At 68.7% G+C, this 15,513-nt stretch carries 15 protein-coding genes and 1 riboswitch; of the genes, 9 read left to right on the forward strand and 6 right to left on the reverse strand.

Translation table 11 applies throughout. The features are described 5' to 3' along the window. The first annotated feature begins 19 nt into the window (after positions 1-19). The 3 genes from OG385_RS08190 to OG385_RS08200 all read left to right on the forward strand — a co-directional run bounded on the left by OG385_RS08190 (position 20) and on the right by OG385_RS08200 (position 1,913). On the forward strand, positions 20-280 hold the full coding sequence (locus OG385_RS08190) for a UBP-type zinc finger domain-containing protein (RefSeq protein WP_266853221.1): 261 nt from the start codon (positions 20-22) through the stop codon (positions 278-280). Between the two features lie 299 nt (positions 281-579). Next, positions 580-993 (forward strand): anti-sigma regulatory factor, encoded by a 414-nt coding sequence (locus OG385_RS08195; protein ID WP_164265750.1) that lies wholly within the window; start codon positions 580-582, stop codon positions 991-993. Between the two features lie 59 nt (positions 994-1,052). Next, positions 1,053-1,913, forward strand: a complete 861-nt coding sequence (locus OG385_RS08200) for an RNA polymerase sigma factor SigF (protein WP_266860713.1) — start codon at positions 1,053-1,055, stop codon at positions 1,911-1,913. Between the two features lie 203 nt (positions 1,914-2,116). Here the strand turns inward: OG385_RS08200 and OG385_RS08205 are convergent, their stop codons facing one another. Continuing rightward, positions 2,117-2,545, reverse strand: a complete 429-nt coding sequence (locus OG385_RS08205) for a hypothetical protein (protein WP_323183646.1) — start codon at positions 2,543-2,545, stop codon at positions 2,117-2,119. Between the two features lie 82 nt (positions 2,546-2,627). Here OG385_RS08205 and OG385_RS08210 point away from each other — a divergent pair, with 82 nt between their 5' ends. After that, a complete protein-coding gene (locus tag OG385_RS08210) occupies positions 2,628-3,596 on the forward strand; it encodes a diacylglycerol kinase family protein (RefSeq protein ID WP_266853225.1) in 969 nt (322 codons plus the stop codon). A 320-nt stretch (positions 3,597-3,916) separates the two neighbouring features. After that, positions 3,917-4,174: a WhiB family transcriptional regulator gene (locus OG385_RS08215; RefSeq protein ID WP_004937597.1), complete on the forward strand. Its 258-nt coding sequence runs from the start codon at positions 3,917-3,919 to the stop codon at positions 4,172-4,174. 257 nt (positions 4,175-4,431) lie between these two features. On the opposite strand, the gene OG385_RS08220 is transcribed toward OG385_RS08215, so the two are convergent. Continuing rightward, positions 4,432-5,898 (reverse strand): sensor histidine kinase, encoded by a 1,467-nt coding sequence (locus OG385_RS08220; RefSeq protein ID WP_266860714.1) that lies wholly within the window; start codon positions 5,896-5,898, stop codon positions 4,432-4,434. A gap of 470 nt (positions 5,899-6,368) precedes the next feature. Between OG385_RS08220 and nagB the strand changes: the two genes are divergently transcribed. Continuing rightward, entirely contained in the window at positions 6,369-7,154 is a 786-nt protein-coding gene (gene nagB, locus OG385_RS08225) for a glucosamine-6-phosphate deaminase (RefSeq protein WP_266853226.1), read from the forward strand. 87 nt (positions 7,155-7,241) lie between these two features. On the opposite strand, the gene OG385_RS08230 is transcribed toward nagB, so the two are convergent. From OG385_RS08230 to OG385_RS08245, 4 genes are all read right to left on the reverse strand, one after another. Further along, entirely contained in the window at positions 7,242-8,753 is a 1,512-nt protein-coding gene (locus OG385_RS08230) for a glycoside hydrolase family 3 protein (RefSeq protein WP_266853228.1), read from the reverse strand. A 9-nt stretch (positions 8,754-8,762) separates the two neighbouring features. Next, positions 8,763-9,593, reverse strand: a complete 831-nt coding sequence (locus tag OG385_RS08235; RefSeq protein ID WP_266853229.1) for a carbohydrate ABC transporter permease — start codon at positions 9,591-9,593, stop codon at positions 8,763-8,765. After that, positions 9,590-10,576 (reverse strand): carbohydrate ABC transporter permease, encoded by a 987-nt coding sequence (locus tag OG385_RS08240; protein WP_266853231.1) that lies wholly within the window; start codon positions 10,574-10,576, stop codon positions 9,590-9,592. The genes OG385_RS08235 and OG385_RS08240 overlap by 4 nt, the downstream gene beginning before the upstream one ends. Before the next feature lie 81 nt (positions 10,577-10,657). Further along, entirely contained in the window at positions 10,658-11,938 is a 1,281-nt protein-coding gene (locus OG385_RS08245) for an extracellular solute-binding protein (RefSeq protein ID WP_266853233.1), read from the reverse strand. Between the two features lie 304 nt (positions 11,939-12,242). Between OG385_RS08245 and OG385_RS08250 the strand changes: the two genes are divergently transcribed. From OG385_RS08250 to mctP, 3 genes are all read left to right on the forward strand, one after another. Continuing rightward, positions 12,243-13,007: a GntR family transcriptional regulator gene (locus OG385_RS08250; protein ID WP_266860715.1), complete on the forward strand. Its 765-nt coding sequence runs from the start codon at positions 12,243-12,245 to the stop codon at positions 13,005-13,007. A 244-nt stretch (positions 13,008-13,251) separates the two neighbouring features. Continuing rightward, complete coding sequence (locus OG385_RS08255; RefSeq protein WP_266853235.1) at positions 13,252-13,494, forward strand: DUF3311 domain-containing protein; 243 nt, start codon at positions 13,252-13,254, stop codon at positions 13,492-13,494. Next, the gene (gene mctP / locus OG385_RS08260; RefSeq protein ID WP_266853237.1) at positions 13,491-15,122 is read left to right on the forward strand and encodes a monocarboxylate uptake permease MctP; all 1,632 of its coding nucleotides are present in this window, start codon (positions 13,491-13,493) and stop codon (positions 15,120-15,122) included. The genes OG385_RS08255 and mctP overlap by 4 nt, the downstream gene beginning before the upstream one ends. Positions 15,123-15,265: 143 nt before the next feature. Next, positions 15,266-15,426: riboswitch (cobalamin riboswitch) on the forward strand. Positions 15,427-15,513: the final 87 nt, after the last annotated feature.

The following is a 15,513-nucleotide window of genomic DNA, read 5'->3' on the forward strand; positions in this document are numbered from 1 at the left end:
CCGTCGTAACCTGGCAATCATGAGCGAGTGCCAGCATGTTGCAGAACTGCCGCGCCCCCAGCCGGTCCCGTCGAGTGACACCTGTCCCGAGTGCCTGGCCATCGGGAGCCATCCCGTACAGCTGCGCCTGTGCCTGGAGTGCGGGCATGTGGGCTGCTGCGACTCGTCCCCGTACCAGCACGCCACCGGGCACTTCAAGGAGACCGGGCACGCGGTGATGCGGAGTTTCGAGCCGGGAGAGAGCTGGCGGTGGTGCTTTGTCGACGGTTCGATCGTCTGAGCTCTGGGTACGTCAACCGTTCGCTGCGTCTTTCCAGTTGGCCGAAGCACCCCGGGAACCCCGCGGAGCCGCCGGACATTCCGGAGAATCACAGCGCCCGTAATCGGATGTGCACACCCCTGGCGACCGTATGTACTCATGGGCTTACCATGAGTGACAGTCGTGGGGTGGGGGTCCTGGCGACAGGGAACCTTGGATCGCGATAGCGTCACGGCGTCAGGAAGCGACCATGTCACGCACGGTTGCGGGAGCAGAATTTCCCCGACCATGAACGAGCTTGTGCCACCTTGGAGGTGAGGGTGTCCCAGATCGCAGGCGAGCCCGGGACCCAGGACTTCGTGGAAGTCCGGCTGCCCGCTGCGGGTGCCTACCTGTCTGTGCTGCGTACGGCCACGGCCGGCCTCGCGGCACGTTTGGACTTCACCCTCGACGAGATCGAGGATCTGCGCATCGCGGTCGATGAGGCCTGCGCGATCCTGCTTCAGCAGGCCGTGCCGGGCTCCGTACTGAGCTGCGTGTTCCGCCTCATCGAGGACTCCCTCGAAGTGACGGTGTCCGCACCCACCACGGACGGCCGCGCACCGGAGCGCGACACCTTCGCCTGGACAGTGCTCTCGGCACTGGCGGGCAAGGTCGAGTCGACGGTGGCCGACGACCGTACGGTCAGCATCAGTCTGTACAAACAGCGCGGCGCTGGACCTGGACCGGCGTGAACGGGGACGGACCGGTGCGGGACGACGAGCGCGGCGCGCGGGCGCTGGGCACGGGGGACATCCCGGAGCAACAGGCCCGGCCGCATCCGGTGGAAGGCCTTTTGGAGTCGGCGGATCAGGCGGGCCTCATGAGCGAGCATCACGAGCACCACGAGCAGCACAACCCGCGGGACCGCAGCGGGGCGCGGGCGCTCTTCATCGAGCTGCGCGAGCTCCCGGACGGTTCGCCCGCAAAGGCCGAACTGCGCAACAGACTGGTGCGGATGCATCTGCCGCTGGTCGAGCATCTGGCCCGCCGCTTCCGCAACCGCGGGGAGCCGCTGGACGATCTGACCCAGGTCGCCACGATCGGTCTGATCAAGTCGGTGGACCGGTTCGACCCGGACCGCGGGGTGGAGTTCTCCACGTACGCGACACCGACGGTGGTCGGCGAGATCAAGCGGCACTTCCGCGACAAGGGCTGGGCGGTGCGGGTGCCGCGCCGCCTCCAGGAGCTGCGGCTCTCGCTGACCACGGCCACCGCGGAGCTCTCCCAGCAGCACGGACGGGCTCCCACGGTCCATGAGCTGGCGGAGCGGCTGGGCATCTCGGAGGAAGAGGTCCTGGAGGGCCTGGAATCCGCGAACGCGTACTCGACCCTGTCACTGGACGTTCCCGACACGGACGACGAGTCGCCCGCGGTGGCGGACACCCTGGGCTCGGAGGACGAGGCGCTCGAAGGCGTCGAGTACCGCGAGTCGCTCAAGCCGCTGCTGGAGGATCTGCCCCCGCGAGAGAAGCGGATTCTGCTGCTCCGGTTCTTCGGGAACATGACGCAGTCGCAGATCGCCCAGGAAGTCGGGATCTCACAGATGCACGTCTCGCGGCTGCTGGCCAGGACACTGGCACAGCTGCGGGAGCGCCTGCTGGTCGAGGAGTAGACGCAGCAGCCGGGGGGCATGGGCGGCGCCTGGGGGCTGTCGTCACAGTGCCGTCGTTGCCCGAAGGGCGGCCGCGCGGCGTCCGGTGCGTGCGATCGCAAGGCGCCGGAATGTTCTCGTAGCGGAGCTACTAGGGCATTTCGGCAACGCCGCGAGCGTGCGTGCCAGACGCCGCGCGGCAGGCGGCACTTTGACGACAGGCCCTAGGCCCCCCGCGCGCCCCTGATCCCCAGCGCCTTGGCCGTCGTCGGGTTCACCAGCAGGACGAGCGCCGCCAGGGCCACCACTGCGAGCACCGCACCCGCCGGGATCAGCGCACCCTGCGCGGAGAGCAGCGTCCAGGCCACGGGCAGCGCGATGATCTGGGTGACGATCGCGGGGCCCCGGCTCCAGCTGCGGCGGAGCAGCAGTCCACGGGCAGCGATCAGCGGGATGAGGGCGAGCACGATCAGCGTCAGGCCGGCCAGTGCGGACTGCCCGGGGCTGTCGCCGTCGGCGAACACTCCCTGCCCGATCACATAGAGCCCCCCGGCGGCCAGCGCCGCCCCTTCCAGCGCGGCCAGCGCCGCGGCGGCGGTCAGACGGGTGGGGCGGGGTCCGCTGGGCTGCTCTGCGGTCTGGTCGGTACTCACCCCTGCAGGGTAGCGGGCACCGTGGGGGCCGGATCGAGGCCGGGGCTCGGCCCGGTTCCGTGCGGTAGGTAATCTTCTGGTCATGCGCGCACTCCTCGTGGTCAATCCGGCAGCAACCACCACCAGTGCCCGCACACGTGACGTACTGCTCCACGCACTCGCCAGCGAGATGAAGCTGGAGGCGGTCACGACCGAGTACCGGGGGCACGCCCGTGACCTGGGCAGGCGGGCCGCGGAGAGCGACGACATCGACCTCGTCGTCGCGCTCGGCGGTGACGGCACGGTCAACGAGGTGGTCAACGGACTGCTCCACCACGGCCCCGACCTCGAAGGGCTGCCCGGCCTCGCGGTCGTCCCCGGCGGCTCCACCAATGTCTTCGCCCGCGCGCTCGGCCTGCCCAACGACGCGGTGGAGGCCACCGGCGCACTTCTGGACGCGCTGCGTGAGCGCCGCGAGCGGACGGTCGGCCTGGGTCTGGCGGCCGGCACCCCGGGCACGGCGGACGAAGGGGTCCCCTCGCGCTGGTTCACGTTCTGTGCCGGACTCGGGTTCGACGCGGGTGTCGTCGGCCGGGTCGAACAGCAAAGGGAACGCGGAAAGCGGTCCACGCACGCCCTCTATGTGCGTCAGGTCGTCCGCCAGTTCCTCGACGAGCCCAGCCGCAGGCACGGTGCGATCACCCTGGAACGCCCGGGTGAGGACCCGGTCACGGACCTCGTGATGTCCATAATCTGCAACACGTCTCCCTATACCTACCTGGGCAATCGCCCGATGTACGCCTCCCCCGAGGCCTCCTTCGACACCGCGCTCGATGTGCTGGGACTGTCGAAAATGTCACCCGCTCATGTGGCACGTTTCGCTACTCAATTGCTCACTTCGACGCCCGAACGAGGCCCCCACGGAAAGCACGCGGTTTCACTGCACGACCTGACCGACTTCTCCTTGCATTCCAAGGTCCGGCTCCCCTTCCAGATGGACGGCGACCACCTGGGACTGCGTACGAGCGTGACGTTCACAGGCGTACGCCGTGCACTGCGTGTGATTGTGTGAGTGGAAGGACCCAAAGTCCTTTAACTCGAACGTTTGGGCTGGGATCCACCCCATGGAAGTACGGCTGTGACCTAGCCGACACCGAGGAATCAAAAAAAACTTTCCAGAAGGGGTTGTATCCGCCGCTGAGGTTTGCGAATCTCTACATGGCGCTCGGGACGGCCCGCAACACCGGCCTCCCTGAAAGCCAGAACCCCTCCTCAACACACAGGACCGCAACCAGGTCATCTGGAAGCCGGCCCTTCACTTGTCGGGGGATTCGTGAAAGCGTTCACATTCACAAGCAACCAGCACGCAACACCCTAAGAGAGGTAGCAGCCATGGACTGGCGTCACAACGCCGTTTGTCGTGAGGAAGACCCGGAGCTGTTCTTCCCCATCGGCAACACCGGTCCCGCGCTGCTGCAGATCGAGGAAGCCAAGGCCGTCTGCCGCCGCTGCCCCGTCATGGAGCAGTGCCTGCAGTGGGCGCTTGAGTCCGGCCAGGACTCCGGCGTCTGGGGTGGCCTCAGCGAGGACGAGCGCCGCGCGATGAAGCGCCGTGCCGCTCGCAACCGGGCGCGTAACGCGACCGCCTGACCACCCTGTTACACGAGCTTGAGCCAGGCGGCGCGCGTACAGCGAGTACGCACCACCGTCGCCCCCGAACCGCAGCGCGCAGTACCCCCGATGCGCACGCAGTAAGAGAACACCGGGAGAGTTCCTCTCCCCCAGCACACAGAGATGAGCCCCGGACCGAAGTGGTCCGGGGCTCATCTCTGTGTGCTGGGGGTGTCGTCTGTGTGCTGGTTGTGCCGGTGGGCGCTGTGCCGGTGGGGCGCCCGTCCCGGGCGGGCCTACGCGTCGCCCGGGACCGGTATGTCGAGTACCACATGGGTGCCGTGCCCGGGAGCCGGGACCATGTCGAACGAGCCGCCCAACTCCCCCTCCACCAGCGTCCGTACGATCTGGAGCCCCAGGTTCCCCGCCGTCTTCGCGTCGAACCCGTCCGGCAGTCCGCGGCCGTCGTCCTGCACCGTGATGAGCAGCCTGGCGTCCTCGCGCAGCCCTCCCCGGACGGCGGAGACCTCGACGGTGCCCAGCTCGCCCGGCCCGAAGGCGTGCTCCAGCGCGTTCTGCAGGACTTCGGTCAGCACCATGGCGAGCGGGGTGGCGACCTCGGCGTCCAGGATGCCGAAGCGGCCGGTACGACGGCAGTCGACCTTGCCCGGTGAGATCTCGGACACCATCGCGATGACGCGGTCGGCGATCTCGTCGAACTCGACGCGCTCGTCCAGATTCTGCGAGAGCGTCTCATGGACGATCGCGATGGAACCGACGCGCCGCACCGCCTCGTTGAGCGCTTCCCTGCCGCGGTCCGAGTCCATCCGCCTGGCCTGGAGGCGCAGAAGTGCCGCCACCGTCTGGAGGTTGTTCTTCACCCGGTGGTGGATCTCCCGGATGGTGGCGTCCTTGGTGATCAACTCGCGTTCGCGACGGCGCAGTTCCGTGACGTCCCGCAGCAGCACCAGCGAGCCGATCCGGGTGCCCTTCGGGGAGAGCGGGATGGCGCGGAGCTGGATCACCCCGTCGTTCCCCTCGACCTCGGTCTCCCTCGGTGCGTAGCCGCTGGCCAGTTTGACCATGGCCTCGTCCACCGGGCCGCGGGACGGCGCGAGGTCGGTGGTCAGCTGGCCGAGGTGCTGGCCCACCAGGTCGGACGCGAGCCCGAGGCGGTGGTAGGCGGAGAGGCCGTTGGGGCTGGCATACAGCACCACCCCGTCCGCGTCGAGCCTTATCATCCCGTCCCCGACCCGGGGGGACGCGTCCATGTCGACCTGCTGGCCCGGGAAGGGGAACGATCCCGCAGCGATCATCTGGGCCAGGTCGGACGCCGACTGGAGGTAGGTGAGTTCGAGGCGCGAAGGGGTACGGACGGTGAGGAGATTGGTGTTGCGGGCGATCACCCCGAGCACCCGGCCCTCCCGGCGTACGGGGATGGACTCGACCCGTACCGGCACCTCCTCGCGCCACTCCGGGTCGCCCTCGCGCACGATCCGTCCCTCGTCGAGCGCGGCGTCGAGCAGCGGACGCCGGCCGCGTGGAACGAGATGGCCGACCATGTCGTCCTGATAGGAGGTGGGGCCGGTGTTCGGCCGCATCTGGGCCACGGACACATAGCGGGTGCCGTCGCGGGTGGGCACCCACAGCACCAGATCGGCGAAGGACAGGTCGGAGAGCAGCTGCCACTCCGAGACCAGCAGGTGCAGCCACTCAAGGTCGGTGTCACCCAGAGCGGTGTGCTGGCGTACGAGATCGTTCATGGAGGGCACGTGTGTGAGCGTACCCGCCGGATTCTTTCTGCCGTACGCATGGACATGAGCAAATGGTCTAGTCCACAATGTGCGTGCAAAGACTTCCGCTCTCCCCGCACAGGAGAGTGGAGACGAGGTACGCGGCGCTCTCTGCCCTGACTGCGCCAAGTCCTCCCCACGGCCGCCGGGCACCGCACACCTGACGGCCGATGCAGCTGAGGGCTGCGGTGCCGTACGGCCGGGCTGAGGGTCCCGACCGCACCGGCGCCGCGGCCCGCAGTCGTTTCCGGGCGATGCCCGCGCGCATCGTCCCCCGCGCCCGCACCCCACCCGCGCCCCGCGATCCACATGCGGCCCACGCACCTTCGGCCGAACATGAGATGAGGGCATGAGTGAGGGGGAACCCCTGGCGGGAAGGGCACGCTCTGCTAGATTGGTCTATACCACTTGTTTGCACTCTCCAGATCGGCAGGCTCAGCGTGGAAGTTGTCATCGTCCCGGACGCCAAGGCAGGCGGCGAAGTCATCGCGGAGGCCATGGCCGGCCTGCTGCGCCGCAAGCCCGACGCTCTGCTCGGTGTCGCCACCGGATCGACCCCGCTGCCCGTCTACGAGGCACTGACCGCCAAGGTGCGCGCGCGGGCCGTCGACCCGGGGAGGGCCCGGATCTGCCAGCTCGACGAGTACGTGGGACTGCCGGCCGGGCACCCCGAGTCGTACCGGTCGGTGGTGCTGCGCGAGGTCGTGGAACCGCTCGGGCTGACCGAGGCCTCCTTCATGGGCCCCGACGGTTCGGCCGAGGACATCCCGGCGGCCTGTGCGGCCTACGACAGGGCGCTCGCCGAGGCCGGCGGGGTCGACCTCCAGCTCCTGGGCATCGGCACCGACGGGCACATAGGCTTCAACGAGCCCTGCTCCTCGCTCGCCTCCCGTACCCGGATCAAGACGCTCACCGAGCAGACCCGGGTCGACAACGCCCGGTTCTTCGACGGTGACATCGACCAGGTGCCGCACCACGTCATCACCCAGGGCATCGGGACGATCCTGGAGGCCCGCCATGTGGTGCTGCTGGCCACCGGTGAGGGCAAGGCCGAAGCCGTGGCGCAGACCGTCGAAGGGCCGGTGGCCGCCGTGGTGCCCGCCTCCGCGCTCCAGCTGCACCGGCACGCGACGGTCGTCGTGGACGAGGCGGCCGCGTCCAAGCTGAAGCTGGCCGACTACTTCCGTGCGACGTACGCCTCGAAGCCGGAGTGGCAGGGCCTGTAGCGGGACAGCCGGGCAAGCGGGACGAACCAGAAGGGCCGGGCACCTCGCGGGTGCCCGGCCCTTCTGGTTCGCTCTCCGCCCGGTCCGTTACCGCCCGGCGCCCGCAATGAACTCGGCCGCCGCACGGCCGCAGACCCGCGCCGCGCCGTGCGTCGCCAGATACAGCGCCCCGCGCGGCTCCGCCCGCGGCACGCCCATCTCGACCACGACGGTGTCGGGCCGGGCCGCGAGCAGCGCGTCCAGCGCGGCCGTCATCCACGGGTGGCGGTGGGCGTCGCGGACGACCGCGACGATGGTGCGCTCCCCTGCCGCCGCGAGCACGTCGGCCGGTGCGCTGTCCGCTCCGTACCCGCCGGTCCCGGTGCCGGGCAGCAGCGCGCCCAGCTCGGCGGCGATGCCCCACGGGGTCTCGTCGCCGACGGCGATGTTCGCCCCCGGGGTGAAGGCGGCGACATACGGGGCCGTGGTCAGCGGCGGGTGGTCCGACGGAGTGGCGCGGAGCGCCCTGCGGGCCGCGACCAGCCCGATATCGGTGCCGGGCGCGGTCCCCTCCTGCGACGCCGCGCCCGGCTCCGAAGCCCCCCTGGCCCGGCGTGTCCACCCCGCGAGCGCACGTACGCGCGCGGCGGCGTCCGCCAGCCGTTCCTCGGGCAGTTCGCCCGTCCGTACCGCCGCCACCAGTGCGTCGCGCAGCCGCAGTACGGTGCCCTCGTCCGAGAGGCCGCCGCCCACGCAGATGGCATCGGCGCCCGCCGCGACGGCGAGGACGCTGCCGCGCTCGATGCCGTACGTCGACGCGATGGCGCGCATCTCCATACCGTCGGTGACGATCAGCCCCTCGTAACCGAGCTCGCGGCGCAGCAGCCCGGTGAGGATCTGCGGGCTCAGCGTCGCCGGGCGCTCGCGATCGAGTGCGGGAAGCAGGATATGCGCACTCATGACCGACTTGGAACCCGCGGCGATCGCGGCCCTGAACGGCACGAGTTCGCGGGCGTGCAGCGTCGCGAGGTCCACGTCGATCCGGGGCATCGCGTGGTGCGAGTCGACGGCGGTGTCGCCGTGGCCGGGGAAGTGCTTGGTGCAGGCCGCGACTCCGGCGGCCTGGAGCCCCTCGACGTACGCGGCGGTGTGCCGGGCGACCAGCGCGGTGTCGGCGCCGAAGGACCGTACGCCGATGACCGGGTTGTCCGGATTGGAGTTGACGTCGGCCGACGGGGCCCAGTTGAGGTTGACCCCGCAGTCGGCCAGCCGCCGGCCCAGTTCGCGCGCGACGGCCCGGGTCAGCTCCGGGTCGTCGACCGCGCCGAGCGCGAGATTGCCCGGAAAGGAGGAGCCGGTGCGCACTTCGAGGCGGGTGACGTCGCCGCCCTCCTCGTCGATCGCGACGAGGATGTCGTCCCGCTCGGCACGCAGCTGTGCGGTGAGCGCGGCGACCTGGGGCGCGCTGGTGACGTTGCGGCCGAACAGGCCGACGGAGGCGAGCCCTTCGCCGATCCTGCGCAGCAGCCAGTCGGGGGCCGTGGTGCCGGCGAAGCCGGGCTGGAGGATGGCGAGGGCGTCGCGGGTGAGCTTGTCCGTGCCCGTGGTGGTGGTCGTCATGGAGCGCCGTTATCCCTTCACTGCACCGGAGGTGAGACCACTGACCGCCTTGCGCTGCAAGTAGACGAAGAGGATCAGGATCGGGATGGCGAAGAGCGAGGAGGCCGCCATGGTCGCGCCCCAGTCGTCGCCGAACGCCGTCTGGAACTGGGAGAGCCACAGCGGAAGCGTCTGTGACCCGATGTCCTTGTTGAGAATGAGCACCAGCGGGAACTCGTTCCACGCGGTGATGAAGCCGAAGAGCGAGGTGGCCATCAGTCCGGGGCCGAGCAGCGGGAGGATCACCTTCACGAACGCCTGGGGGCTGGTACAGCCGTCGACCATGGCGGACTCCTCCAGCTCCTTGGGCACCGCGGCCACATAGCCCCGCAGCGTGAGGATCGTGAAGGGCAGCACCATCATCATGTAGAAGACCGTCAGCGGGACCAGGCTGTCCAGCATGTCCGCGTCCCGGACCAGCATGTAGACCGCGATGACCATGACCTCCCAGGGCGCCATCTGCGCGATCATGAAGGTCAGCAGCACCCCGCGCTTGCCCTTGAAGCGCATCCGCGCCATGGCGAACGAGGCGAGCAGCGCGATCACCAGCGACGAGAGCACCGAAATGACGGTGACCAGCACGGAGTTGCGCACCAGCGTCCAGAAGTGGTCCGCGCCGAGGACCTTGCTGAAGTGCGAGAAGGTGAAGTCCGTGGGGAACCACACGGGGGTGTCGGTGATGATGTCGCCGGTCGGCTTGAAGGCCGTGCTGAACATCCAGTAGACGGGGAAGGCGAAGCCCACGAAGAGGATGATCGCCGTCGCGTTGGGCCAGAACCGGCCGAACAGTGAGCGCCTCACAGCTCGTCCTCCTCTTGCTTCAGTACGGTGCGAAGGTAGTAGCCGGTCAGCACGAGCAGCACGATGATCGTCAGGAACGAGATGGCCGCGCCCATGCCGAAGTGCTGGTTCCCGACGCCCTCGACGAAGGCGTACACGGGCAGGGTCTCGGTGAGCCGGTCGGGGCCGCCGCCGTTGATCGCGAAGAGCTGGGCGAAGGACTTGAAGACCCAGATGACTTCGAGGAACGTCGTGGCCAGCAGGAACGGCTTGAGGAACGGGAAGGTCACCGAGGTGAAGCTCTTCCAGGCCCCGGCGCCGTCGAGCGACGCGGCCTCGTACAACTCCTTCGGGATGGTCGTCGACGCGGCGTAGAGGTTGATCGCCACGAAGGGGATCGACTGCCAGACGATCAGCAGCGTCACGACCGAGAAGGTGGAGAGCTGGCTGCCGGTCCAGTTGAAGGCGGCCATCGAGTGCCAGCCGAGGCTGTCCAGTACGTAGTTGACGACACCGAAGCGCTGGGCGAACAGCCACTGGTAGACGGTGGTGGCCGCGATGATCGGCATGGCCCAGGCGAGCACCAGGCCGAGCATCAGGAGCAGCCGCATCTTCTTGCCGAGGCGGGCGAGCAGCAGGCCGATCAGCGCGCCGAGGATCATGATCAGCACGACGTTCGCGGCGGTGAAGAAGATCGACCGCTCGACGACCTTCCAGAAGTCCGAGCCGCCCAGGACGTCCTGGTAGTTGGAGAAGCCGTTCCACTCGGTCAGGTGGAGGATCAGCTGGCGCGGGTTGAGGTTCTGGAACGACAGCATGCCGTTCTTGACCAGCGGGTATCCCAGCAGCACCGCGGTGGCGAGCAGTGCGGGCAGCAGGAGCAGATAGGGCCCCGCGCTCCCGGCTCTCCTCCTGGGCGCCGCCGCCGGGCCGCCGGGTGGCGCGTCTTCCTTGCGGGGGCCGGCCTTGGGGACCGAGTCCGCTTGATCGGTCTGCACTGACATGCTCGCCATCTCTTCTTGAGCCGTACGGTCGAGATCCATGCGGGGACGCCGGGGGCGGTGGCCCGCCCCCGGCGTCTGCGGTCAGCTCTTCTGCGCCAGGCGCTTGTTGATCTCGCCCTCGACGGAGGCCGCGGCGGCGGCCGGCGACTTTCCGGTGAGGACCGAGGTCATATAGCTCTTGATCGGGTTGGGCTCGTTCTCCACGGCGGCCCACTGCGGGATGAGCGGGGTGGTGCCGCCCGACGTCGCGGCGGCGGGGGCAGCGGCCTCACCGGCGGCGTTGCCCTTGAGGTTGGAGTCGAGCGACGCCTTGTTCGGGACGATGCCGCTCTCCTTGGCGAGCGCGCCCTCGAACTTGTCCCCGAGCGCCATCTTCAGGAACTCCTTGGCGAGGTCCTGCTTCTTGCTGGCCGCGGCCACCGCGAAGTTCGAGCCGCCGAGGAAGACGCCCTCGGGCTTGGCGGCCGTCTCACCGGGGATGGTGAAGTAGCCGATGTCCTTCTCGATCTTCTTGTTGGCCGCGATGGCCGTAGCGGCCTCCCAGCCCATGCCGACGAAGGCGCCGACGTTGCCCTTGGCGAAGACCTCGGCCTGCTGCGGGGTGGCCTCGTCCTTGTCCTTGGGCGCCTTGGAGTACGACTGGTACTTCTTGTAGAGCTCCATGGCGGCGGAGACCTTGGGGTCGGCGAGGTTGGAGACGTACTTGTCGCCTTCCTTCTTGACGAGGTCCGCGCCCTGGCCGATGGTGAGGCCGTCGAAGAAGTACCAGTTCTGGCCGGGCAGGTAGATGGGCTCGGCCTGGCCCTTCTTCTTGATCGCGTCGAGGTCCTTGAAGAACTCGGCGCGGGTCTTCGGGGTGCCGGTGATGCCGGCGTCCGCCCAGACCTTCTTGTTGTAGATGACCACGCGGTCGGCGAAGTACCAGGGCGCGGCGTACGACTTGCCCTGGTAGACCGAGGACTTGCTGAGCGACGGCGTCCAGTCGGCGCCGATCTCGCTCTTCAGGTCGCTGAGGTCGGCGAGGCCGCCGGTCGCCGCGTACGCCGGGGTCTGGGTGTTGCCGACCTCGATGACGTCCGGCGGGGTCGACTCGGAGAGAGCGGTGGTGATCTTCTGCTGGATCCCGTCCCACTTCTGCGTCTGGAACTGGACCGTGGCGCCGGTCTTCTTCTTGAAGGCGGCCTTGAGGTCCTTCGTCCAGCCGGGAGGCGTGGAGCCGTCCATCGCCCAGACGGTCAGGGTCTGCCCCTTGTAGCCGTCGGCCCCCGCCTTCTTGCTGTCCTTACTGTCGTCCGAGCCACAGGCCGCGACGCTTGCCAGCATTGCCGCCACACCGATCGCCGCGATGAGTCCGCGCTTCACGACACCCTCCTCAGGGATGCAAAAAACATTCCCCCCACCACCCGAGAACGCCGTTCTGCCGCAACCAGTGCGACCGGTACTGCCCGTGGGGCTGGGACCTGGTCTTTAATGGTTTAGACCAGTACCGGGAGCTTGGCCTAGACCTATTGGGGTGTCAAGGGTGTATAAGAAAGGCTGTCGTGTCCGTTATCGGACCGACACCTGAGGGAGGGCGTCGTCCCATGACCGGACCGTGCCACCATGTGAGCCGCGACAGACGGAGGAGCCGGTGACGGCAGCAGCGCAGCACTCGGGAAGGCAGGCCATGGGCACCAGCGGGGGGACGACCGAGACGGAGAACGCGGCGCCCGGCCGCACCGCGCGGGTGCCCAAGTACTACCGCCTCAAGCGTCACTTGCTCGACATGACGGAGACGCTGCCGCCGGGCACACCGGTGCCACCGGAGCGGACTCTGGCCGCCGAGTTCGACACCTCGCGCACGACCGTGCGGCAGGCACTCCAGGAGCTGGTCGTGGAGGGCCGGCTGGAACGCATCCAGGGCAAGGGCACCTTTGTGGCCAAGCCCAAGGTCTCGCAGGCCCTACAGCTCACCTCGTACACCGAGGACATGCGGGCGCAGGGTCTTGAGCCCACGTCCCAGCTGCTCGACATCGGCTATGTCACCGCGGACGACACCCTCGCGGGACTGCTCGACATCACGGCCGGCGGACGGGTGTTGCGCATCGAGCGGCTGCGGCTCGCGAGCGGTGAGCCGATGGCCATCGAGACGACGCACCTGTCGGCCAAGCGCTTCCCCGCACTGCGCCGCTCGCTCGTGAAGTACGCCTCGCTCTACACCGCGCTGTCCGAGGTGTACGACGTCCGGCTGGGCGAGGCCGAGGAGACCATCGAGACGTCACTGGCCACCCCGCGGGAGGCCGGACTGCTCGGTACGGACGTGGGGCTCCCGATGCTGATGCTCTCGCGCCACTCGGTCGACGAGCGGGGCGAACCCGTGGAGTGGGTGCGCTCGGTCTACCGCGGCGACCGCTACAAGTTCGTGGCACGGCTGAGGCGGCCGACCGACTAGGCCGGGGGTCCGGGGGTCGCCCCCGGGCAGGCACAGCGTCGCACGGCTACGGCGGCCGACCGACTGAGGCCGACGGGGACTGGTCCGGTCCAACACCCAGCGGAAACGGCACTCTCCGCCCAAATCCCCCAGGAGGAACGGTGTTGCCGTTCCGGTATGCGGATAGGGCTTCCGCCGCATGAGCATCCTCGCCTAGATTTCCTGCGCGTTGTACCAGGTGCTCAGTGAGGGGACGGACCGCACCATGCCCGAGAAAAGACCGGTGATCACGCCGGTGCGCGTGATCATCGCGGTATGCCTGATCGCACCCTTTGTCGCCATGCTCTGGGTGAGTTCGTACGCGAAGGTGGACCCGGCCTTCATCGGTATCCCGTTCTTCTACTGGTACCAGATGCTCTGGGTGCTCATCTCGACGGCGCTCACGATGACCGCGTACAAGCTGTGGCAGCGTGACCAGCGCTCCCGCAAGGGGGGTGCGTCCGCATGAAGGACGGTGTGAACGGCGTCGCGCTCGGCGTCTTCATCTTCTTCTTCGTGGCCGTCACGGTCGTCGGCTTCCTGGCCGCCCGCTGGCGCCGCGCCGACAACGCGGCCACCCTCGACGAATGGGGCCTGGGCGGACGGTCGTTCGGCACCTGGGTCACCTGGTTCCTGCTCGGCGGCGACCTCTACACGGCGTACACCTTCGTCGCCGTCCCCGCTGCCATCTACGCGGCGGGTGCGGCCGGATTCTTCGCCGTGCCGTACACGATCCTGGTCTACCCGCTGATCTTCACCTTCCTGCCGCGGCTCTGGTCGGTCTCGCACAAGCACGGGTACGTGACGACGTCGGACTTCGTCCGGGGGCGGTTCGGCTCGAAGGGGCTCTCGCTGGCCGTCGCGGTCACCGGCATCCTCGCCACGATGCCGTACATCGCCCTCCAACTGGTCGGCATCCAGGCAGTGCTCGACGTCATGGGCGTCGGCGGCGAGGGCAGCAACTGGTTCGTCAAGGACCTCCCGCTGCTGATCGCGTTCGCGGTGCTCGCCGCGTACACGTACTCGTCGGGGCTGCGGGCCCCGGCTCTGATCGCGTTCGTCAAGGACGGCCTGATCTACATCGTCATCCTGGTGGCGATCATCTACATCCCCATCAAGCTCGGCGGCTTCGACGACATCTTCGCCAAGGCGGGCCACGCGTTCTCGCAGACCAACCCGGCGACGGGCAAGCCGCGCGGGGCGCTCGCACCGGGCGCGGCGGGCCAGTGGGGTTACGCCACGCTGGCACTCGGGTCGGCGCTCGCGCTGTTCATGTACCCGCACTCGATCACGGCGACGCTCTCCTCGCGCAGCCGCAACGTGATCCGCCGCAACACCGCGATCCTGCCGCTGTACTCACTGATGCTGGGGCTGCTCGCGCTGCTCGGCTTCATGGCGATCGCCGCGGGCATCAAGGTGAAGAACGGCCAGCTGGCGATCCCGCAGCTGTTCGAGAACATGTTCCCCGACTGGTTCGCGGGCGTCGCCTTCGCGGCCATCGGCATCGGTGCGCTGGTACCGGCCGCGATCATGTCCATCGCGGCGGCGAACCTCTTCACCCGCAACATCTACAAGGACTTCATCAAACCGGGCGCGACCCCCGCCCAGGAGGCCAAGGTCTCCAAGCTGGTCTCGCTCGTGGTGAAGGTCGGCGCGCTGCTCTTCGTGCTCGCCATGGACCCGACGGTGGCGATCAACTTCCAGCTGCTGGGCGGCATCTGGATCCTCCAGACGATGCCGGCGCTGGTCGGCGGGCTCTTCACCCGCTGGTTCCACCGCTGGGCGCTGCTCGCGGGCTGGGCGGTCGGCATGGTGTACGGCACGCTCGCCGCATACGGTGTGGCGAGCCCGACCCAGGCGCACTTCGGCGGCTCCTCCAAGGAGATCCCGGGCATCGGGCAGATCGGCTACATCGGTCTGACGGCGTTCGTGCTGAACGTCGTGGTGACGCTGGTGCTCACCGTCGTGCTCAACGCGGTGAAGGCACCGGCCGGAATCGACGAGACCTCCCCGGAGGACTACACGGCGGACGCCGGTGACGAGGGCGTCCAGGTGGAGCTCCCGCCGGCCACAGAAGCCGCCCCGGCAGCCCACTGAGCCCGCACACCCACCCACTGAGCCGTACGGCCTGCCACTGAGCCGCAGGCTCCGCCAGGGGCCGCCGCGCCTCCCTCCCGGGAGCTGCGGCGGCCCCTCGCCATGCCGCCTCCGCCCCTCCCTTCCGTCCTCCACGACACAACATATGGGGGGTGCTTTCCGGCGGGCACCCCACATGTATGCTCATGCTCGCTGTCGCCGCAGGGGAATCCGGTGCGAATCCGGAACTGTCCCGCAACGGTGTGATCAGTGCGCTTTCGCGCACCGTGGAGTCCGAGGACCTGCCGACGGCGCATCCGGCTCGACCGAACCGGATGGGAAACGTCCGGGCCTCGCGGTTGGGCCTGCGGATGCTGTGCGGTGTGCTGCTCTGCTGTGCCCGTACGCACCC

The sequence above is a fragment of the Streptomyces sp. NBC_01306 genome, assembly GCF_026340465.1.
In the GTDB taxonomy this organism is placed as follows: Bacteria; Actinomycetota; Actinomycetes; order Streptomycetales; family Streptomycetaceae; genus Streptomyces.

Bases quoted from the DNA above. Each gene is read 5' to 3' on its own strand.
- OG385_RS08215 (WP_004937597.1), top strand. From the start codon at position 3,917: ATGGACTGGCGTCACAACGCCGTTTGTCGTGAGGAAGACCCGGAGCTG.
- OG385_RS08250 (WP_266860715.1), top strand. From the start codon at position 12,243: ATGGGCACCAGCGGGGGGACGACCGAGACGGAGAACGCGGCGCCCGGC.
- OG385_RS08220 (WP_266860714.1), bottom strand. From the start codon at position 5,898: ATGAACGATCTCGTACGCCAGCACACCGCTCTGGGTGACACCGACCTT.
- OG385_RS08190 (WP_266853221.1), top strand. From the start codon at position 20: ATGAGCGAGTGCCAGCATGTTGCAGAACTGCCGCGCCCCCAGCCGGTC.
- mctP (WP_266853237.1), top strand. From the start codon at position 13,491: ATGAAGGACGGTGTGAACGGCGTCGCGCTCGGCGTCTTCATCTTCTTC.
- OG385_RS08210 (WP_266853225.1), top strand. From the start codon at position 2,628: ATGCGCGCACTCCTCGTGGTCAATCCGGCAGCAACCACCACCAGTGCC.
- OG385_RS08255 (WP_266853235.1), top strand. From the start codon at position 13,252: ATGCCCGAGAAAAGACCGGTGATCACGCCGGTGCGCGTGATCATCGCG.
- OG385_RS08240 (WP_266853231.1), bottom strand. From the start codon at position 10,576: ATGTCAGTGCAGACCGATCAAGCGGACTCGGTCCCCAAGGCCGGCCCC.
- OG385_RS08230 (WP_266853228.1), bottom strand. From the start codon at position 8,753: ATGACGACCACCACCACGGGCACGGACAAGCTCACCCGCGACGCCCTC.